The 21609-nt window shown below is 54.0% G+C and carries 16 protein-coding genes; 9 read left to right on the top strand and 7 right to left on the bottom strand.

Features of this window, described 5'->3' with window-relative positions; translation table 11 throughout:
* The first annotated feature begins 21 nt into the window (after positions 1-21).
* Positions 22-1038 (top strand): GTP 3',8-cyclase MoaA, encoded by a 1017-nt coding sequence (gene moaA, locus L6H70_RS10085; RefSeq protein ID WP_236332421.1) that lies wholly within the window; start codon positions 22-24, stop codon positions 1036-1038.
* 16 nt (positions 1039-1054) lie between these two features.
* On the opposite strand, the gene L6H70_RS10080 is transcribed toward moaA, so the two are convergent.
* Positions 1055-1294, bottom strand: a complete 240-nt coding sequence (locus L6H70_RS10080) for a hypothetical protein (RefSeq protein WP_236332420.1) — start codon at positions 1292-1294, stop codon at positions 1055-1057.
* 97 nt (positions 1295-1391) lie between these two features.
* Between L6H70_RS10080 and ilvB the strand changes: the two genes are divergently transcribed.
* A complete protein-coding gene (gene ilvB / locus L6H70_RS10075; RefSeq protein ID WP_236332418.1) occupies positions 1392-3068 on the top strand; it encodes a biosynthetic-type acetolactate synthase large subunit in 1677 nt (558 codons plus the stop codon).
* 75 nt (positions 3069-3143) lie between these two features.
* On the opposite strand, the gene L6H70_RS10070 is transcribed toward ilvB, so the two are convergent.
* From L6H70_RS10070 to L6H70_RS10060, 3 genes are all read right to left on the bottom strand, one after another.
* Positions 3144-3857, bottom strand: a complete 714-nt coding sequence (locus L6H70_RS10070; protein WP_236332416.1) for a YwiC-like family protein — start codon at positions 3855-3857, stop codon at positions 3144-3146.
* Positions 3858-4067: 210 nt separating this feature from the next.
* Positions 4068-5717, bottom strand: a complete 1650-nt coding sequence (locus L6H70_RS10065; RefSeq protein ID WP_236332414.1) for an AraC family transcriptional regulator — start codon at positions 5715-5717, stop codon at positions 4068-4070.
* Between the two features lie 30 nt (positions 5718-5747).
* Complete coding sequence (locus tag L6H70_RS10060; protein WP_236332412.1) at positions 5748-7478, bottom strand: cache domain-containing sensor histidine kinase; 1731 nt, start codon at positions 7476-7478, stop codon at positions 5748-5750.
* A 315-nt stretch (positions 7479-7793) separates the two neighbouring features.
* On the opposite strand from L6H70_RS10060, the gene L6H70_RS10055 reads away from it, so the two are divergent.
* The 3 genes from L6H70_RS10055 to L6H70_RS10045 all read left to right on the top strand — a co-directional run bounded on the left by L6H70_RS10055 (position 7794) and on the right by L6H70_RS10045 (position 11073).
* Positions 7794-9140, top strand: a complete 1347-nt coding sequence (locus L6H70_RS10055) for an ABC transporter substrate-binding protein (RefSeq protein WP_236332410.1) — start codon at positions 7794-7796, stop codon at positions 9138-9140.
* Positions 9141-9279: 139 nt separating this feature from the next.
* A complete protein-coding gene (locus tag L6H70_RS10050) occupies positions 9280-10218 on the top strand; it encodes a carbohydrate ABC transporter permease (protein WP_236332408.1) in 939 nt (312 codons plus the stop codon).
* Positions 10219-10224: 6 nt separating this feature from the next.
* A complete protein-coding gene (locus L6H70_RS10045; protein ID WP_236332406.1) occupies positions 10225-11073 on the top strand; it encodes a carbohydrate ABC transporter permease in 849 nt (282 codons plus the stop codon).
* Between the two features lie 77 nt (positions 11074-11150).
* Here the strand turns inward: L6H70_RS10045 and L6H70_RS10040 are convergent, their stop codons facing one another.
* Complete coding sequence (locus tag L6H70_RS10040; RefSeq protein ID WP_236332404.1) at positions 11151-12005, bottom strand: helix-turn-helix domain-containing protein; 855 nt, start codon at positions 12003-12005, stop codon at positions 11151-11153.
* 126 nt (positions 12006-12131) lie between these two features.
* On the opposite strand from L6H70_RS10040, the gene L6H70_RS10035 reads away from it, so the two are divergent.
* From L6H70_RS10035 to L6H70_RS10020, 4 genes are all read left to right on the top strand, one after another.
* Positions 12132-13277 (top strand): DUF2264 domain-containing protein, encoded by a 1146-nt coding sequence (locus tag L6H70_RS10035; protein WP_236332402.1) that lies wholly within the window; start codon positions 12132-12134, stop codon positions 13275-13277.
* 81 nt (positions 13278-13358) lie between these two features.
* Positions 13359-15167: a heparinase II/III family protein gene (locus L6H70_RS10030; protein ID WP_236332400.1), complete on the top strand. Its 1809-nt coding sequence runs from the start codon at positions 13359-13361 to the stop codon at positions 15165-15167.
* A gap of 40 nt (positions 15168-15207) precedes the next feature.
* Positions 15208-16344, top strand: a complete 1137-nt coding sequence (locus L6H70_RS10025) for a glycoside hydrolase family 88 protein (protein ID WP_423802788.1) — start codon at positions 15208-15210, stop codon at positions 16342-16344.
* 13 nt (positions 16345-16357) lie between these two features.
* Positions 16358-18247 carry a DUF2264 domain-containing protein gene (locus tag L6H70_RS10020; RefSeq protein ID WP_236332397.1) on the top strand — a complete coding sequence of 630 codons (1890 nt, stop codon included), beginning with the start codon at positions 16358-16360 and terminating at the stop codon, positions 18245-18247.
* Positions 18248-18360: 113 nt separating this feature from the next.
* On the opposite strand, the gene L6H70_RS10015 is transcribed toward L6H70_RS10020, so the two are convergent.
* Positions 18361-19308: a metallophosphoesterase family protein gene (locus tag L6H70_RS10015; protein WP_236332395.1), complete on the bottom strand. Its 948-nt coding sequence runs from the start codon at positions 19306-19308 to the stop codon at positions 18361-18363.
* A gap of 100 nt (positions 19309-19408) precedes the next feature.
* Complete coding sequence (gene bglX, locus L6H70_RS10010) at positions 19409-21577, bottom strand: beta-glucosidase BglX (protein ID WP_236332393.1); 2169 nt, start codon at positions 21575-21577, stop codon at positions 19409-19411.
* Between the last annotated feature and the right edge of the window lie 32 nt (positions 21578-21609).

Below are 21609 nucleotides of genomic sequence, written 5' to 3'. Positions count from 1 at the left end.
TACCGGAAAGGAGACAGACAGATGAGTGTTCATCCGCTACAAGACAAGCTGCGGCGGCCAATACACGATTTGCGGATTTCAGTCACTGACCGGTGTAATTTCCGCTGTTCCTATTGCATGCCAAAGGAAGTGTTCGGTGATGACTACGCCTTCCTTCCGGCAAGTCAGCTGCTTACGTTTGAAGAAATCCACCGCTTGACGGGGCTGTTTGTCTCCCTTGGCGTAAGCAAAATCCGCCTGACCGGAGGAGAGCCCTTGATGCGGCAGAACCTTCCCGCACTTGTATCGGGAATTCGTTCGATCTGCGGTGTGGAAGATATCGGACTGACAACGAACGGGGTGCTGCTTGGAAGGTACGCTGTGCCGCTGTATGAGGCAGGCCTCCGCAGGCTGAATGTCAGTCTGGACGCGCTGGAGCCTGAACTGTTCGGCAGAATGAACGGGCGGGGATATAAGCCTGATGCAATTTTGCAGCATATTGATCATGCCGTGAATACCGGTTTTGAGGTAAAAGTGAACATGGTAGTGCAGAGAGGTGTGAACGAATCGGAGATTGTGCCGATGGCATCGTACTTCAAAGACAGGAACATCACGCTGCGCTTCATTGAATTTATGGACGCCGGCAACGACAATGGCTGGAGCTATAATAAAGTCGTCACCAAGCGGGAAATACTGGAGCGCCTCCAAAGTAGCTTTGAGCTGGAAGCGCAGGACCACAATTATTTCGGTGAGGTGGCCAAAAGGTACCGGTACAAGGGAAGCAGCACGGAGGTCGGCTTTATTACGTCCGTATCTGAATCCTTCTGCTCCTCCTGTACGCGGGCCCGGCTGTCTTCTGACGGCAAACTGTTTACCTGTCTGTTCGCTTCCAGCGGCTTTGATCTCAAGGCAATGATCCGCAGCGGGGCGAGTGATCAAAGCTTGCTCGCAGCTATCCAAAACGTATGGGAGCAGCGGAGTGACCGTTATTCCGATGAGCGGACGGAACAGACCGTGAAGAACAGGACCAAGATCGGCATGTCCTATATTGGTGGTTAGGCGGCGAAATACTGCTTCAGCTGTTGATCGAGCCGGATTGCCGATCATTCTTGGCCGATTCAAAATTGCCCGAGCCTACCAGGCGGCGGATTTCATCTTCTGTCAGCTCTGCGCCGATCGATCCGGTTGGAATATTGGTCGAACCTTCGGAGGTTTCCGTGCGCTCCACCCGGGCGAAGCCTGCACCTGTCCGGCGGCCGATTTGCTCACGTTCCTCCCGGCTTAGCATTGACGATTGATCGGATTCGTTAATCATTTGCTTTCACTCTCCTCTTAAGGAAGTAATCATAAGGTAATACCCATATTTTGTAACCTGAAAACACTTTTTATACGACTGGAGACGAACTGTACCTATGAACGGAGCACAGCTGCTGATAGAGATGCTGATCGGGAAGAATATTGAAATCCTCTTCGGATACCCCGGCGGTGCGGTATTGCCTTTGTATGATGCCTTGTATGATTGTGACAGAATCCAGCATGTGCTGGTCAGGCATGAGCAGGCTGCGGTTCATGCGGCAGACGGATACGCAAGAGCAACCGGCCGGCCGGGCGTGGCACTGGTTACCAGCGGTCCCGGAGCCACCAACGCTGTCACAGGAATCGCTACAGCATTTATGGATTCGGTTCCGCTAATCGTTCTTACCGGACAGGTATCCACCGACCTTATTGGCCTGGACAGCTTTCAGGAAGTGGATATTTACGGGATGACCATGCCGGTCACCAAGCACAATTATATTGTCAGGGACATTGCTGATCTTCCGAGAATCGTAAATGAAGCGTTCCATGTAGCGACAACAGGGCGGCCGGGGCCGGTCCTGATTGACCTGCCGAAGAATGTGATGAATGCGGAGTTCACAGCGGAGAACCAGCGGGCTACGCAGAGTTCTACGCCGTTCATCCGGGGATACCAGCCCGATCATGCCATTGATCCGGCGGATATTCAGGTGGCGGCAGAGCGGCTGAGCCAGGCGCAGCGGCCGCTTATTCTGATTGGCGGAGGCTGTATGACAGATGGTACACCAGCGCTATTAAAAGAGTTCACCGGGCGTTTTAACCTACCCGTTGCCAGTACACTGATGGGGCTGGGGGCGCTCCCGTCCGGACATTATCTTCATCTAGGCATGGTAGGAATGCATGGAACCGTGGCGGCCAACCGTGCGCTGCAGAATGCTGATGTTGTGCTTTGTCTCGGCGTCCGTTTTAGTGACCGTGTGACCGGCAACCGCAAAGCATTCTCTCCGGGATCTTATAAAATCCAGGTGGATCTGGATACATCGGAATTGAACAAGAACATCCCTATAGACCTGGCGATTACAGGCTCATGTGCAGAACTGCTCGCAGGACTCCTGGAGAACGTACATATTGCGGATCACTCCGCTTGGGAACAACAGATCGGAACCTGGTCCCGCCGTTCTGCAAAAGCAAGACGGGAACTGGAGGATAAGCTGACCCCCCAGGAAGTTATCCGGTGCATTCAAAAGGCTACAGCAGGCGATGCCATTATAGCTACGGATGTCGGCCAGCATCAGATTTGGACCGCAACGCATTATGAATTCTCGGAAGCTCGGTCCTTTCTGACCTCCGGAGGGCTTGGCACCATGGGATACGGTTTGCCTGCTGCGATCGGTGCCGCTGTTGCTTTTCCTGACCGCCATGTCATTTGTATCACGGGGGACGGCAGCTTCCAGATGAATATGCAGGAGATCATGACGGCTGTCGATCATGGGCTCAATGTTAAGGTCGCTATATTTAAGAACGGGTATCTGGGTATGGTAAGACAGTGGCAGCAGCTGTTTCTGGGTCGGCGGTATTCCTCGGTGCGGATCAGCTCGCCGGATTTTGTCGCCTTGGCCAAGTCCTTTGGTGCCCACGGATTCCGGGCCCATACGCTTGCTGAAGCAGAGCAGATTATCGAGCTCGCACTGCACACGGACGGCCTTGTCGTAATGGAGTTTGATATTACCGAGGAGAAAAATGTATATCCTATCGTACCTCCGGGGGCCAGCAATCAGGATATGATCGTAGAATAGATTAATGCAAGAACAAGGAAGCTCCCCTGCCCGGGTTACTGGGAGGGGAGCTTCTTTGTGTTAATGCTGCTATATTTAGAAGTACAACCCAAGCACAGATACATATAACATAAGGGAAAAGCCGATTTCAATCATTCCGGTATGCTTGGCTGAGATTCCGGTCTTGGGTACAATGGCTGCCCGTATCAGCAGAATCAGCAGCGGAACCAGCAGTGACGGAAAGATGAACAGCCCGGCTGCCGCAAACAGCAGATGATACCCCACAGAACCGTAATAGAAGGTGATGTTGTTGCGTTCACGAATGACGGTTTTGACATAGAAGGCGGTTCCGACGAAATACAGTACGGCCAGCAGGAACAGCTCTGTTGCTGTCCGCCAGCTTTCACCCTGACCGACATAGAAGACCGGATAAATGATCAGGCAAAATGCCACTATGGCCGAGATGTCATTGAGTAAGGCACGTTCATTTTTGGTTTTGGCATAATAGAGATTCACAGCGAACAAAGGCAGGAGCGGCAGAACAAACCATAACAGTACCGGTTCAGCGATTACCAGATAGATGACTAATGGCACCAGCAGAACTCCATATACCTTCAAAGGCTTTTCATAGCGCTTAAATTTACCGCTCTTGACCCCCTGCAGCAAAGGGAAGCTGAACAAATAAATCAAAAGCCAGCAGGCAAACAGCGGAATATGTATCCATTGCCCCCCAGATGCTGCTACTCCAAACAGAAAGGGAAGGATGAGCATGGCCCAGGCACCGTGCTGGTTAGGGATATATTTCCTCATCGAATCATTGACCTCCTACCGAAAAATTATAGGGTATTACGGGTACTAATTCCCTAACTATACGGCTTTTTGCTGGAGGAACAGGGTGATTTGAAGCACAAAGTAAGCGCAAATAACGAAGGGGGATTTACTCGGATCTTTCGTGTTTTATAGTACATTTACCGCTTAAACAGCGGAGAAAGCTCTAAAAACAAGGGCCGCCGCCTGAGCTCAGGAGCGGTTTCTCTCCTGGAGGCTGCGCTCAGGCTGAGAACCTGCCTCTATCTGCTGTATATATTCCCGGGGGGACATGCCGGTGACCTTCTTGAACACCTTGCTGAAATAGAAGGCGCTCTCGTAGCCCAGCTTCTGCGAGATTTCGTAAATCCGGCCCTCGCCGCGCAGCATCATTTCTTTGGCGGCCGTAATTTTGGTCTCGGTGATATATTCCACATAATTGACCTTGGCGATCTTGGAGAACAGATGGCTCAGGTAGTTGGGGCTGAAATTGAAGACATCGGCTACCTGATTGAGCGAGAGCTTGGTGCCGAGGTTCCGTTTGATGTACTCCTGGACATTTTTGACGATCTGCTCCTTATAGCTTTGTCTTCTGGTGGAGAGGATGGCGGAGCAGCCGTCACGGAACGTGATCAGCCAGCCCGCGATCTCTTCAATCGTATGCATCTGGTAGATGGCACGGTAGCCCTCCGGTTCATGCTCAAAAATCTGTTCTACAATCTCTTCCCCGTCCGCCAGCAGGGAGGTGGCCATATAAAGAATATTGCAGGCGGCGTCGGTGGCAGGAACCAGCAGGTCGGAGCGGCCGTCAAAGATCTCGATCATTCGCGAGATGATGGCGTAGAGCGCCTGAGTGTCCATCTCTTCAAAGGCACGGCGGATCTCGCTGCGTGATTCGGAGAAATCGAACAGGGGATAATCCTGTTCCAGCGGCTCCCCTTCGGCGAAGAATACGAACGACTGTGCTTTTACTGCAGCCGGCAGTGCTTTTCGGGCCGCGAGATAGCTCTCCCGCAGCAGATAGGGGTCCTCGACGGCAAAGCCAATCGCACCGATAATCGTTACATTGAAATAGTTGTGGAGCACGGAGGCCATATCGGCCAGCAGCTTCTGGGTGTCCGGCATCCACCCCAGCGGATCGGTTCCGCAGACAGGCAGGGCAACGGCAAAGTTGCGCAGATCCAGGCTCGTAACATAGCAGGTCCGGGTGGATGTTAGGGTATCCTTGGCCATTTGGACGGTGCTTGAGCAGAGGGCTACCAGCTTATCCCCGCGCGGCGGCACACTGTCCGGGCCCAGAATACGGCAGGTACAGACCAGATAGGCAGGGCCGCTGAGGTCAAGGTCCAAATCCTCTTTTTGCAGCAGATACTGGTTTTTATTCTCGAACAGGTTATTGAACAGCCGGATGAAGAACTTATCACGCTGGGCCTGCAGATTGCCGCGGTGGACGAGCTTCGGGTAGCTCTCCAGCGTCTGATAAGCCTCCAGCAGCGTAATGGCCCGCTGAATAGATGCGGCCAGTGTGTCCGGCGTCAGCTCCAGCTTCACCAGATAATCGGTGGCCTGGACTCCGATGGCTGCGCGTGCGTATTCAAAATCTTCGTAGCTGGTCAGGATGATGAACAGCGGAAGCCGGCCGTACTTTTTGCGTACCGAATCTGCAACGGCAAGGCCGCTCTTAACGGGCATTTTAATATCGCTGATGACGATATCCGGGCGGAGGCTGTCAATCATCTCTTCCTCCTGAGCCCCGTTATGCGCGATTCCGACGATCTCTATGTTATACTGCTCCCATTTCAGCATGGACTGCAAGCCGATACAGACGAGCGCTTCGTCATCGGCAATCAGCAATTTGATCAAGCTCATCACTTCCTCACTCTGGATTCCGGGTTATTCCTTCAGCAGGAACGGCAGCAGAATCTTCATTTGTGTATACTGCCCCGGTTCACTCTCGATCGAAAGGCCGTAAGGCTCCCCAAACGCCAGGTGCAGGCGTTCATTGACACTGCGGAGCCCGACATTCTCGAACAGCCCCGTGGAGCCCTCCTCCCGCGCGTCCAGGATCTTCGCGATCTGCTCCTTCTGCATGCCGACACCGTTATCCTCAATGGTGACCAGAATATCGGCGAAGCCGTTTTTTTGCACCGTGATCATGATATCCCCTCTGCCTTTAGGCTCGATCCCATGGAAGATGGCGTTTTCCACGAGCGGCTGGAGGGTGAAGCGGGGGATCAGGCCTGACAGCAGCTCCTCGTCTGAAATCGTCTGCTCCATAGAGACAGTACCGCCATAGCGGTATTTCTGGATCAGAAAATAATCCTCCAGCAGCTTCAGCTCGTCCTTCAGCGGCAGCAGACGCCGGTTGTCCTTGGCAATACTGCGCAGCAGCCTGGACAGGGCAGTGGTCATTTCAGCAATGCCGGTCGCATTCTGAATCGTCGCCATCCATTTGATTGAATTCAGCGTATTGTAGAGGAAATGCGGATTGATCTGGTTTTGCAGCATCCGGTATTCCAGCTCCTGCTTCTGCTTCTCGTCAGCCAGCCGGCTGTCCATTAATGCGGTGATGTCCTGGGACAGGCGGTTGATCCCTCTGCCGACATCTCCTAGCTCACTGTTCCATTCGATATTCCGGTCGAGCAGGAAGTTGCCCTGGGCGATTTTGTCGATCCGCTTCTTCAATTTCTCCACCGGAAGACTGATTGTCCGGGTCAAATATATGGTAATAATACCGCTGAGGACAAGAACCATGAAACATACGCCCAGCATAATCGGAATCCAGATGCTTGCCTTGGGGGCGAACTGGCTGCCGGACAGGGTCTGGGACAGCACCACTCCGCTGCGTACCGGATAAGACACGGCGATGGTCTGCTCCCCGTCTTCCAGCCGGAGGGTGGACAGCTTGGTTTGCGGGCCGACTGGTTCATCATCTGTGTAAGGAATCGGTTCATAGGGCGCTCCGATATCCTGCACCTTGTCGCCAATGAGCTGATAATGGTTGTCTCCCAGGGTCAGCAGCAGCCGCGAATCCTCAGGGAGGGAGTAGCCTTTCAGCTTGTCGGTAATGACGGACGTATTGACGAGCAGATAGACGGTTCCGATCCGGGCTGCCCGCTCTCCGTAAACCGGCAGAATATATGGAATTCCAACCGAGGTGGAGAGCGGGTCTTTAATGACCTGATCGTATTCTTTTACAGCCTCATTATTGTTCAGTCCGGTAATCTGTCCGATATTATGAATAGTAAGCGGAACCGATGTGCTGACGGAATTGTCCACCTGCAGGAACTTTCCTTTATTGTCTGTAACGATCAGGCGGCGGACGTAGCTGTTGGAGCGGTTGACCCGGAAGTCCTCCTGCATCGAGTTGAAAACATTGAGTGCGTCCCGGGCTTTGGCCTGCGGTGAGCCGAAATAGTCGGTAAGCAAAGTATTGGTCGCCGAATTGGTGCTGCTGGTCATCGCGAGTGCAGACAGATTCAGTAAATCCTGTTCTATAATATGGGAGACGAGCTGGAGATTAAATTCCGTCGCCTGGATGGTCGTTTTCCGTTGATAATAGGAAATTAGCTCATAGCTGAAGAATGACAGGAGTGCGGCAATCAGCAGCGCAAAAATTATCATAATCAGAATAATGCGGCTTTTTATGGTAGACTGTCTTCTCGTTGTGAATCCTCCTTCACTTATAATGAAGCGGTTACATAAACACCATAGCATATTCCTGTAACTCAAAATAGAGGGGGAGGCAGGAACGAAGAATTTTACAGGTTTTAAATAGAAAATTACAGGTCTAACACGGAGGAAGACGAAAAAGAACATAAAAGTGAAGGATCTGCGGTTGAAAATGCATCCCATCCGGGCCGGGAACCCGTTAGAATTTGACTTAGCAACAGAAGAGGATTCATCGTTAACCAAACAAGCAGAAAAGGGGATATTAAAATGAATCACAAAAGATTATACGGTATGACCTTCGCTACAGTGCTCTCGCTGAGCGTACTGGCCGGGTGCTCCGGCAACAACAATGAAGCTAATAATGCTGCTGCCACAACGGCTCCTTCTACTGGAAGTAATGCAAGCGCTTCCGCCGAGCCGGGCCAGGATCCGGTTACTTTGAAATGGGCGCTTTGGGACTGGGAAGCCACCGCGTACTACAAGCCTTTGATCGAAGCCTATCAAAAAGAGCATCCGAATGTCACGATCGAATACGTCGATCTTGGTTCTACCGACTATATGACTATGCTGAGCACACAGCTGTCCGGCGGTGCGGATCTCGATATTCTTACCATTAAGGATATCCCCGGATACTCCAATCTGGTGAAGCAGAATCACCTGGAGCCCCTTAAGGGATTCATGAGCGCAAACAGCATCGACCCTTCGTTGTACGGGGGTACGGTTGAACAGATTGAAGTGAACGACGAAGTGTATGCGCTTCCGTTCCGCAGCGATTTCTGGATTGTCTACTATAACAAGGATTTATTCGACAAAGCCGGAGTAGAGTATCCGACCAACGATATGACCTTCGACCAATATGATGAGCTTGCGAGAAAAATGACCTCCGGCAGCGGAGCGGAAAAGGTGTATGGAGCCCATTATCATACCTGGCGCAGTGCGGTTCAGCTGTTCGGCATTCTGGACGGCAAGAACACTGTGGTCGATGGAAACTATGACTTCTTGAAGCCGACCTATGAGCGGATTCTGAAGGAGCAGGAGGACGGCATCGTGATGGATTACGCCACCCTGAAGACCTCCAGCACGCATTATTCCGGCGTATTCTACAACAATTCTGTTGCCATGATGAACATGGGCAGCTGGTTTATCGCCACTCAGATTGAGAAGGTCAAAAGCGGCGAATCCCAGGCCACCAACTGGGGCATCGTGAAATATCCGCATCCGGAAGGCGTGGAAGCCGGAACAACACTGGGTACAATTACTTCCCTGGCTGTGAACCAGAAATCCAAACACAAGGAAGCTGCACTTGATTTCATGAAATTCGTGACTGGCGAAACAGGGGCAACCGTAATTGCTTCCACCGGTACAATCCCGGCGATCAAGAATGATGAGGTTATCAGTTCCATTACGTCCATTGACGGTTTCCCTGCAGATGATAACAGCAAAGCAGCCCTGACAACCGTGAAGACCTACCTGGAAATGCCGATGCATGAAAAGAGTGCGGATATTGAAGTGATCCTGAACGAAGCCCACGACAACATTATGACCAAAAACGCGACGATTGACGAAGGGCTTAAGGATATGAATACCCGTGTGCAGGAGCTCTTGAACAATTAAGCGGAAGGATAACGTGATTCTCAGGGGGCGGGCGGAGACCCGCCCACTTTGTTTTGGGGTCCCCGCAAAGTACCTGAGTAATCATCAAAGATAATGCCCCGCTTTGTGGGGTTATGATATAAGGTTTGGAGGAGAACGAATGCAGAATGAAACCGTATTGCAACCCAAAAAAGCCCCTAAAAGCTTGCTGTCCAAAGGCGTCCGGGATCACCTGGTAGCTTACAGCTTTATTGCGCCGAACTTTATCGGCTTTGCGATCTTTACCCTGGTACCCATGTTCTTTGCCTTTGTTCTGGCGTTTGTGAAATGGGACGGGTCCAATCCGATGGAGTTCATCGGGTTTGATAATTTTACCCGCCTGATGAGGGATACGACCTTCCATAAAGCGCTCTGGAATACCATTGTTTACACGATCGGCGTTGTTCCCTTCACCATGGCGGTGGCACTTGCGCTGGCAATCTTGCTCAATCAGAGGATTATTGCCCGTAATTTCATGCGGACGGTGTTCTTCTTTCCTTATGTCGCTTCGCTGGTAGCGGTAGCGGCGGTTTGGAATTTTATCTTCAGTCCTACTATGGGGCCCGTCAACAATATTCTGCACCTGATTTCCGGCGTTCCGATCGAGGATCTCCCCCGCTGGGCGGCAGACAAGCACTGGGCGATGTTTACCGTTATCTTGTTTACCGTGTGGAAGAACATGGGGTATTACATGGTGATCTATCTGGCAGGGCTTCAAGGCATCAATCCTGAGCTGTATGAAGCGGCTGAGCTGGATGGAGCCAACGCCTGGCGAAGATTCCGCAATGTGACGGTTCCGCAGCTGGCACCGACGACGTTTTTTGTCCTGATGATTCTGGTGATCAATTCGTTCAAGGTCTACGATATCTTTATCAACCTGTTTGCCGGTGCCGACAATCAGCTGAACGACTCTACAAGAGTAATGGTTTATCAAATCTATAACACGGCGTTCCGTTCGTTAGATTACGGATATGCCAGCGCCATGGCCATTGTATTGTTTCTGCTGGTACTCGGGATTACCATCGTCCAGTTCCGCGGCGAGAAGAAGTACGGACAATAGGAGGATATGAACGATATGGTAGGTTCAAATAAAGGAATTAGAATGGGCACAATGGTGCTTGTATATGCTCTGCTGCTTGCGACAGTGTTCTGTATGCTTGTTCCGTATCTCTGGATGCTGTCCTCATCACTTAAGCTGAATAAGGATGTCTTCTCCTTCCCGATGCAGTGGATTCCGGCGCATCCGCGCTGGGAGAATTTCGTGGACATCTGGACCAAGATTCCGCTCGGGCGCTTCATTTTCAACACGGCAAAATTATCTGTAATCGTGACGATCCTGCAGCTGCTGACGTCGAGCTTTGCGGCCTATGCGTTCTCCAAGCTGCATTTTAAAGGGAAAAACGTGCTGTTCCTCGGCTATATTGCCACTATTGCGATCCCTTGGCAGGCCTATATGGTGCCGCAGTTTATCATGATGCGTTCTTTGGGACTGAACAACACGCATATGGCGATTATTCTGCTCCAGGCTTTCTCGGCTTTCGGGGTCTTCCTGATGCGCCAATTCTACCAAGGGGTGCCGGATGAATTATGTGAGGCGGCGCGGATCGACGGCTTAAGTGAATACGGGATCTGGGCGAGAATTATGCTGCCGCTGTCGAAGCCGGCCTTGTCCACCCTGACGATCTTTACCTTCGTCTCTACCTGGAATGACTTCCTCGGGCCGATGATTTATTTGACCAAAACCGATTTAAAGACGATTCAGATCGGGCTGCGGATGTTCATCTCGCAATATTCAGCCGAATACGGGTTGATTATGGCCGCCAGTGTAGTTTCAATTATTCCGGTAGTCATCGTGTTCCTGGCGCTGCAGAAGTATTTTGTGCAGGGGGTTGCGGCTTCGGGGATTAAAGGCTAGGAGGATTGTGACCGGCTGTATTAAACCTGGCAGACTGCGATGTGAGCAGGCTGCCGTTTTTTTTTTATCAAGAGCAGTTATATTCCGTCTTGCTTCTCCGTTTGCTTGCCGTATTTACCGGGCGGGACGCCCGTGATGTTCTTGAAGGTGCGGATGAAATTGGCATAATCATTGAAGCCGGTCTGGTAGCACGTATCGGACACGGAGGTTCCGGCGGTTAAGAGCTGCTTGGCTAATGCGATCTTTTTGAGCAGGACATAACGGTAGATTGTTCCGCCTGTCTGCTGCTTGAACATATGGCTGAGATAATATTTATCGGTACCCAGTTCCGCGGCAATCTGCTCCAGTGACAGATTCATATGCAGATGGTTGTCGATATAACTCATGGCGGATTGGATATGTGAAGAAATAATGCTCGGAATGGCATAACGGGTGTGACTGTACAGCTCACCCACGAGTACCAGGAGCTGGATCAGATAAGTCAATGCCAGCACCTCGCTGCCGTATTTCGGGTGTTCCAGCAGGTCGATCAGACGTAAGGACAGATCCATATATTCTGTAAGCTTCGGCTCATCCAGATGTGCGAGATTATGCTCTCCGGGCTGGCGGTTCTGGAAGCAGGCCAGCAGATTCGTGCCTGCGGTACAGAAGGGATACACGAGCGGGGACTTAAAATGAATCGTTAACCGTTCATAGGGCTCCGAAGACAAATTGATAATTTTATGAATCTCGTGATTGTTGAATAGGAGCACATCGCCCCGCTGCAGGGGATAGCTGTATTGATCCACGAATCCGTTCACCTTGCCGCCCAGGAACAGGAAGATTTCGTAATGGTCATGGATGTGGAAATCCCGGGTAGGAGAGACCGGCGAATTGCCGATTCCCGCCAGAATATCGCCATCGAACACCTGATAATACTCAGCATGTTTCATACGGATAGCCGCCCTTCAGATTCATCGCAAGAAACGCAATAAATCATCATTAATCGCAAAGACATTGCACTAACACAACAGTAAACTATAGAAGAAGATTGCGCAATTAAAGGGGCGAAACGATAGATGAATGATACGGAACAGCGTAAATACTGGCTGGATACAATGCTTCAGATTGGACATCCGGTCCTGGAGGCACTTAGCCGGAGGGAACTGAAAAATCAGCTTCCTACGGAGTTTCACAATGACCGCAGCAGCTTTGCCCATCTCGAAGCCTTCGCCAGAACGGCATGCGGAATGGCCCCCTGGCTGGAGCTGGAAGGGCTGGAAGGAGAAGAGGAACAGCTTAGAGCCCGCTATGCCGGGCTGATGCTGGAAGCTATTGATGCGGCTACCGATCCGGCTTCACCGGATTACATGGATTTCCGGACCGAAGGCCAGCCGCTGGTCGATGCGGCTTTTCTGGCCCATGCGCTGGTTCGCGCACCAAAGCAGCTCGCCGGGCGGCTGAATGAGCGGGTCAGAGGCAATGTAACCGCGGCACTTAAGCAGACGCGCCGGACCGCGCCGAGCGGCAGCAACTGGCTGCTGTTCAGCGCCATGGTCGAAGCCGCCCTGTATATTCTCGGTGATCCCGAATATGACCGGATGCGCGTCGGGTATGCCATCCATATGTTCATGGACTGGTATAAGGGGGATGGCGTATACGGGGACGGCAAGGAGTTTCACTGGGACTATTACAACAGCTTTGTTATTCAGCCGATGCTGCTCGATGTGGTGAAGCTCTTTGAACACGAATCGGGGCAATACGCGGAGTGGAAGCCGGTAATCGTGGAGCGGGCGCAGAGATACGCAACCGTGCTGGAACGGATGATTGCGCCGGATGGAACGTATCCGTTCACCGGCCGCTCCATTGTCTACCGTTTTGGAGCGTTTCAGCTGTTGTCGCAGGCGGCACTTCAGCATTTTCTGGAGGAAGCGCTTCCGCCGCAGCAGGTGCGCTGCGCCCTGACCGCAGTGATCGCCCGGATTATGGAGTTTCCCGGTAATTTCGATGAGAACGGATGGCTGCGCCCGGGGGTATACGGCTACCAGCCGGAGCTTGCCGAGAGCTATATCAATACAGGCAGCCTCTACCTGTGCGCTTCCGTATTTCTGCCGCTTGGCCTGCTTCCTTCCGACCCATTCTGGGCGGGGGAGGACATGAAATGGACCTCACAGAGAATTACTTCAGGCGAGAATGTGATGAGGGATATTGCCTTGGGCAAGTAAATAGATTGAACCTTAAAACACAGAAAAAGGGAAGAAGTGACGGAGGAGGATTTTGGGAACCGCGATAGGAGGAAGAAATGCATGAATAAGCAGGAGCTTTTCGAAACGGTGCTGGAGCTGAAGCCGGTATCCTTAAGCCTGTATTATCCGGAGGGAGATACGGAGGCTTGGTGGAAACAGGCAGCAGTGTCCGCACATTTAGCGCAGGAAATCGCAGAAATCTGTGCGGAGGGGCAGAGACTGGACAGGCAGGCGATACCGGAGCTGACGGCAGAGCTGTTATCCATGTTCGCACGGACGGGTTCGAGAATTCCGTATGAGGAGGTCTACTTCGAGCGGAGAAGACGGCTGAACACGTATGTGTTTCTTGCCTTGCTGGAGCCGGAGAATCCGCAGCATTTGGAGCAGCTGGAGGATATCGTCCGGGCGGTATGCGGGGAGTACACCTGGTGTCTGCCGGCGCATCTCCCCCGGGAGCATCAGGCGGCTGATATCGACCGCTATATCGATCTGTTTTCTTCCGAGACCGGCTTTACGCTGAGCGAGATCTCACTGCTGCTGGGGGAAAGGCTCCCGCCGGCGCTCCGCTTACGGATACGGCAAGAAGTAGAGCGCAGGCTGTTCCGGCCTTTTCTTACTCAGGGGCCTTATGAATGGGAGACTGCCCGGCATAACTGGGCAGCTGTCTGTGCTGGCTCGATCGGGGCAGCCGCCTTGCTGTCCTTGAACGATCCCGGGCTCCTGACGGAAATTCTGTTCAGGACAGAGAGCAGCATGCGCTATTATCTGGAAGGCTTCGGGGAAGACGGGGCGTGCCTTGAGGGGCTTGGGTACTGGAATTACGGCTTTGGCTATTTCACTTATTACAGTGACCTGCTCCGCTCCCGCAGTGGGGGGAAGCTGGATTGGTTCCACCATGAGAAGGTGCGAAGGATCGCCCGGTTTCAGCAGCAATGCTTCATCGATGGCTCCCTTGTTGCCAATTTTTCGGATTCTCTGCCGCAAATGTCTGTGCATATGGGCTTATCCCATTATCTGGCGGAGGTCTATCCCGGAGAGGTTGAGCATCCCCCGGCAGTTCTCCGTGCACCGTATACCGGAGATCATTGCAGCCGGTTTGCTCCGGCGCTCCGCAATCTGCTCTGGACTAGGCCGGGCAGCGGGAAGAGTGCCTGGGACGCTTCCAGCTTCTACCTGCCAGATGCCGCATGGCTGATATCGCGGCATGTGCCGGAGGCGGATACATTCGGATTCGCTGCCAAGGGCGGCCACAATGCGGAGCCGCATAACCATAATGACCTGGGACAGTTCATCCTGACCGGGCGGGGCGAGGTCTACGCAGCTGATCTGGGCAGCGGAGAATATACGGCGGATTATTTCGGCGCCGGCCGCTATCAGTATGACTGCAACGGATCGCAGGGCCATTCGGTACCGGTTATTGGCGGCCGGTATCAATCGCCGGGGCAGCAGTTCAGCTCCGTGGTGCTCCATGCATCCACGGGGGATACGGATGAACTGACGCTGGACCTGACGCAGGCTTATGAGGCTGAAGGTCTGCTGTCGCTCACCCGCTCCTTCGTCTGGCACAAAGAGAGGCTGCCCCGTCTGGAGCTGCTGGATGAATACCGGTATGACGGTGTTCCGGGAAGCTGGATCGAGCGGTTTGTCACGTGGCGCAAGCCACAGCTGCTCCGGTCCGGTACTGTGCTGCTGCCGGGAGAGGGCGGCGGAGTCGAAGTGTCCTATGTTCCCGGGGTAGTAGAGCCGGAGATCGCAGCGCATATGTACCGGGATCATTTTGGCCGGGAGCAGGTCTGGCATAGCTTGGACTTTCATGCGGTCCGGCCCGGCAGCGGGGGCAGATTTGCCTTCACTTTTCAGTTTTTATAAAGGATACGAGCAAATTCAAAATAAAGGCGGTAATTCGAATATGATGATGACGGCAAAGCAAACGTGGATAGATGAAGCCTGGGGCAAAGCGCTGGAGAAGACCAAAAGTAACAGTGAGAGAATAGGGGCAGGGTTTCCTCACGCCAGCCAGGATGGTAAATATGTGCTTGAGGCTCCGAACTGGTGGACGGCCGGCTTCTGGCCGGGCATGCTCTGGCAGTTCTACGCCGAGAGCGGGGACGAGAGCCTGAAGGCAATTGCCGAAGCGTGTGAGCAGCAGCTCGATGAGGTGCTTGACGGCTACGTCAAGCTGGATCATGATTTGGGCTTCATGTGGCTGCTGACCAGTGTAGCGAATTTCAAGCTAACGGGTGATGAAGCCTCACGGATCAGGGCACTGAAGGCAGCGAATTATCTGGCAGCCCGCTTCAATCTGAAGGGCCGCTACATCCGCGCCTGGAATCCCTGGCGGGAAGGCGAGGATAACAGCGGGATCGCGATTATCGACTGCTGTATGAATACGAGCCTGCTCTTCTGGGCTTCCCGGGAGACCGGTGATCCGCGCTACCGCCATATCGCGGAGGCGCATATGGATACGGTGCTGGAGCATTTCATCCGGCCGGACGGCTCGGTGTATCATATCGTCAGCTTCAACCCGGAAACGGGTGAAGTTACGGAGAAGCTCGGCGGGCAGGGCTATGCGCCGGAATCGGCCTGGTCCCGCGGCACCGCCTGGGCCCTCTACGGATTGGCGCTGGCCTATCACCATTCCGGCAAGCAGGAATACCTGCATGCAGCACAGCAGGTGGCGAATTTCTTCCTGACCCGCCTGTCGGAGGATCATGTTCCGCATTGGGACTTCCGCACATCCGGGGCAACCGGTGATCTCCGCGATACCTCGGCCGGATCTTGTGCGGCGAGCGGACTTCTGCTGCTGGCGGGTCAGGTAACCGCTTCGGAATCGCATGTGTACCGGAAGGGTGCCATGAAGATTCTGGAGTCCCTCTACCGGAATTACGGCACCTGGGAGAATGCGGATGAGGAAGGACTGCTGCTGCACGGCACGAGTCACTATCCGGAGAACCGGAATGTTGATGTTCCGCTGATTTACGGGGATTTTTTCTATGTGGAAGCTTTGGCCCGGGTGAAGGAAGCCGGACCGTTCTACTGGGAATAGGGGAGGATACAGGATGAATTGCGAGAAGGTAACAGCAGCTTCACGGATTCAAGAGAATCCGCTGAAGACTCGGCATGATCTGGTGCAGGCACTTGAGCAGCTTACGGCTCCGCTTCGTCCGCTCTATAGTCCGGGCGGTGCACGGCTGAAAGCCGGAACCACGGGAGCCAGTTATCCTGCCAAAGTTGCGGAGATGGAAGGCTTCTCCCGGGTGCTGTGGGGGCTGGTGCCGCTGCTGATGGGCGGCGGAGACACCGGGCTCTGGGAGCTGGTGCTGGACGGTATCCGGCATGGAACCGATCCTTCCCACGAAGAATATTGGGGGGAAGTGGGGGATTATGACCAGCGTCTGGTGGAGATGGCGGTCTTCGGCTTCGCCCTGGCGGCCATCCCGGAACGGATCTGGACACCGCTTGCTCCGCAGGAACGGGATCATCTGTACCTCTGGCTGAATCAGATTAACGCCCATCCCTGCTATGACTGCAACTGGCTGTTCTTCAATGTGCTGGTGAATTCCGGATTCAAGAAGCTGGGTCTTCCTTATGATGCGGAGCAACTGGAGACTAATTTGCGGCGCATGGATGATTTCTACTTGGGTGAAGGCTGGTACAGCGATGGGATCAACGGCCATAGTGATTATTACGGTCCATTCGCCATCCACTATTACGGACTGCTGTATGCAAAGCTGATGGAGCAGGAAGATCCGGAGCGTTCCTGTCAGTTCAAAGAAAGAGCGGGACTGTTCGCGGCCGAGTTCATCACTTGGTTCGCGGCGGACGGCTCTGCGCTGCCGTACGGTCGCAGTCTCGCTTACCGCTTCGCCCAGTCGGCCTTCTGGGGCGCTTATGCTTACGCCGGAGTAGACGGGCTCCCTGCGGGTGTCCTTAAAGGGCTGGTGCTGCGCAACCTGCGCTGGTGGTTCGCCCAGCCCATCTTCGACGAGAATGGCGTGCTGACCATCGGCTATGTCTATCCGAATCTGGTAATGGCAGAGAACTATAACGCTCCCGGTTCTCCGTACTGGGCGTTGAAGACCTTCCTGCCGCTGGCCTTCAGCGAGGAGCATCCGTTCTGGAAGGCAGCCGAGCTGCCGCTGCCGGAAATTCCGGCCGTTACGGTCCAGCAGCCGGCGCATCTGGTTATCGTCCGGGATGCTAATGCTGGCCATGTGGCTGCCTTTAACAGCGGACACCTGTACAGTAATGAACATACCCACACCTCGGCGAAATACGAGAAATTCGTCTACTCGACAGGCTTCGGCTTCAGTGTGCCCCGCGCCGAATGGGGCTTATCTCAGGGAGCCTTTGATTCGATGCTCGCCCTGAGCGAGGGCGGAGACAACCTGTACCGGGTCAGACGCCGGAACCTGGAGTCGGAAATCACGGATAATGTGCTGCGTTCGGTCTGGAAGCCATGGGCTGACGTCGAGGTCTGTTCCTGGCTTATCGCCGGCCTGCCATGGCATATCCGGATTCACCGGATCCGGACCGGCCGGGAACTGGACGCTGCGGAAGGAGGCTTCGCACTTGGCCTGGACACGGAGCGCGAAGAGAAAGCCGGCGAGACGGGGATGGTTGTATCTACTGCCTGGGGAATCAGCGGGGTTCAGGGACTGCTCGGCTACAGGAAGGCAGAGCTGATCTGGCCCAATGCCAACACCAATCTGCTTCATCCGCGGACGGTGCTGCCGACATTGACGGCATCCCTAGCACCGGGAATCCACTGGCTGGCTTCCGCTGTATACGGGGGCCCGGCCGGAGCTTCTGCTAAGGAGAACCGTGTTTTCACGACTGAAGATGTTCTGGAACAATCACCCGCGGCCTTGCTGAACGTGAGGTTTGAGCAGGATAGAATCACGGTGCTTACGTCTGGAGACAGGGAAATTATCATTACCATGGACTAGGAATGCCTTCTGATAGGGCCGGGGATAATCAGTGGAATAATTGCCCGGGCAATTAAATAAAAGAAACCCAAAAGGCTGCCGGGAAATTTCCCGGCAGCCTGAATACTCATCAATTATTCAGGATCATGAACAGGCTGCTCCATAATAACAGAACCGTCCTCCAGCCGAAGCCAGGTGTCAAAATCCTGGCTGCCGAGCGTCATCCGGATGATCCGGGCGCCGCGCATGAAGCCTTCTCTGCCGTATGTGTTGTAACCGGTAGCCCGCCCGTAGCAGAGACGGATGCCATGCAGGCTGCCGGTATAGTCGTTGACGTGATCATGTCCGCAAAAGGTCCCCCGTACATCCTCCATTTCCAGCAAGGCCACAAATAATCCCGAATTGATCACCGGTGAACAGACACGCTCGAATTTTTGTCCGCGGCAGATTTGCGTGTCCCACATTTCCTGGTATTCAGGGATCGGGATGTGAAAGAAGGCCAGTGCCGGCAGCTTAGCCGCGCCTGCCTGCGGGTTCAGCCGCGCGGATTCATTTGTCAGCCAGCTGATCTGATCCCGCTGAACCCAGTTATAGCCCGGCACATGCTCCACTTCGGAATAGCTGCCGGTGTCCAGGAAATACAGATGGGCGGCGGCCCGGCCGTCCGGACCTGCGATTTCAAGACTGTAATTGCCGGTTCCGGCAATCTCTTCGGGACCCGGTTCCGCCAGGGTGTGGGGATGCTCCAGGGCAATCTGCATCAGCTCCTGCCGGGTGATCAGCTTCTCGGTATCATGGTTGCCGAATACAAAGGCCCAGGGAATTCCGGCGGTCTCCACCGCGGCTACAGCCTCCCGGAAGGCTTGTTCAGGCTGGGTACATTCCTGGTCTCCCGGTGACACGGGACCGGTATAAATGAGATCCCCGGTGAAGACAACCAGATCCGGCTGCTTCGCTTCGAGCACGCGTTCCATCAGCTCCCGGGTACGCTGGTCCTCGGCTCTTCCGTCCATCCAGTGAAGATCGGTGAATTGCACAATGGTAAAGGTTCCGTCTTGCCGGAATGATAAATTGCCGCTCATCATTACATTCTCCTCTCAGGTTCACTGAAAAGCGCCAACCGCCTATTTCACCATTCAGGTTAAAGGGTGTGGCGCTTTCAGTTATACAGCTATAGTGAGATCAGCCGATCCAGATCCGTTCTGTACTGCAGTCTCCGGAATTCCGGCCGATCATAATGTCAAATTCGCCGGGCTCGAAGATCAGCTGATCGTCCTTGCCGTAGAACATCAGCATGTCCCTGGTGATCTCGAAGGAGACCGCCTGTTTCTCATGCGGGGCAAGCAGCAGCTGGCGGAAGCCCTTCAGCTCTTTGACCGGACGTACCACACTTGCGCTGACATCGCGGATATAGAGCTGGACGGTTTCTTTGCCGGCGATGTCCGATGTATTCTCTACCTCGATGGAGGCGGTAAGCTGATCTCCGTCTTCAACCCGTTTAACTGTAAAGCTGCTGTAAGCAAAATTCGAATAGCTCAGTCCATAGCCGAAGCAGAACAGCGGGTCATTGGGACAATCCAGATAGCGGGTAACATAACGGACCTGCGGATACTCGGGATCATAGGGGCGCCCGGTCTGATAGGCGTTATAATACACCGGAATCTGTCCCACCGTATAGGGAAAGCTCATCGACAGGCGTCCGGACGGGTTATAGTCCCCGAACAGCACATCTGCGAGCGCATTCCCGGATTCTGTCCCTAGGAACCAGGCCTGCACCAGGGCGTCACTGGCCTCAAGAACAGGCTTCAGCTCCAGCGGACGGCCGCTGAATACAATAGTGACCACCGGCTTGCCGGTATCCTTCAGCCGCCAGACCAGCTTCTCCTGGTTGGGGGACAGCCGGAGGTTGGACTTGCTGCCGCCTTCTCCGGTATCCTGCTGATTCTCGCCGACGGCAACCAGAATGACATCGCAATCTTTCAGCCGGCTATACGCTTCCTCTGTTTCATCTGCGACATCAAAGATACCCTCCAGCATGCTGCCCAGCTCGCCGGTCATGGCCGTGAGAATATCTCCGGCAGAGGTTTTCTGTGCAAGGCCTGAATATAACGATACGGCAGAATCCTGCCCGGTCCCGGACCAGCCGCCCAGCACATGAACGGAGGTCGCGAAGGGACCGGCCAGGCCGATCTTCATCCCCCGTTTAAGCGGCAGCACCTGGTCGTCATTTTTCAGCAGCACAACACAGCCTGCAGCCAGCTCCCGGGCAGCCTGACGGTGCTCCCCGCTGGGTTCAGCTACCTCATCCGCCTGCGGATCGGCATCCTTGAACGGATTGTCGAACAGGCCCAGCGCATCCTTAAGCTCCAGCACCCGGATGACCGCTTCATCGATCAGGGCGGCGTCCAGCCGGCCTTGCTCCACAAGCTCCGCACCATGGGCAAGATAATGGGTGGACATCATCTCTATATCAAGACCGGCAGCCAGACTTAACTCTGCGGCTTCCCGGCCATCCTGCGCCGCGCCATGGGGGATCAGTTCATTGACGGAATTGAAGTCAGCGATCGTCACCCCGCCGAATCCCCATTCCTCCCGCAGAATACCACGGAGCAACTGTTTATTCCCGCTTGCCGGGATGCGGTCTACGGTATTAAAGGCAGCCATCACCATAGCAACCCCGGCATCAACGGCCGCTTTATAAGCAGGCAGATAGAAGTCGCGCAATACGCCGGAAGACAGGTCGACCGTATTGTATTCGCGCCCGCCCTCAGGCGCACCATAGGCGGCGAAATGTTTCACACAGGCGGCGATGCGGCCTTTTTCCCTCAGATCATAGCCCTGGTAGCCCCGGACCATGCTTGCTGTAACCAGGGCGTTCAGGTAGGGATCCTCGCCTGAGGTTTCCATCACGCGCCCCCAGCGCGGATCGCGCACAAGATCGGTCATCGGGGAGAACGTAACGTGAATCCCGGCAGCAGCACTTTCCTTGGCAGCAATAGCGGCAAACCGTTCACAAGCTGCAAGATCAAAGCTTGCGCCCATCGCCAGCGGGATCGGGAGAATGGTCCGGTAGCCGTGGATCACATCTGCCATGAAGAGCAGGGGGATCCGCTGGCGGCTATTCTGCAAATGCCGGGTTTGCAGCTCCATTACATTCCTCGCGCCAATGCCGTTTAGAACGCTGCCGATGCTATGAATCACATGCGGCTTTATGTTCAACTCCTTGAACGGACCCGTTAAATCCACAGTATCGTCCAGACCCCAATAGTGAGGACCCAGCTGGGTGAGCTGGGCCAGTTTTTCGTCCAGCGTCATATCATTCACAAGATCTTGGATAAACGGTTTCGTCATGGTTAACTCCTTCTTCCACAGCGTACGGAAAT

The organism is Paenibacillus auburnensis (genome assembly GCF_927798115.1).
GTDB lineage: Bacteria > Bacillota > Bacilli > Paenibacillales > Paenibacillaceae > Paenibacillus_AQ > Paenibacillus_AQ auburnensis.
The sequence above is the reverse complement of the archived record's forward strand: the minus strand, read 5'-3'. Positions and strand labels throughout refer to the sequence as shown.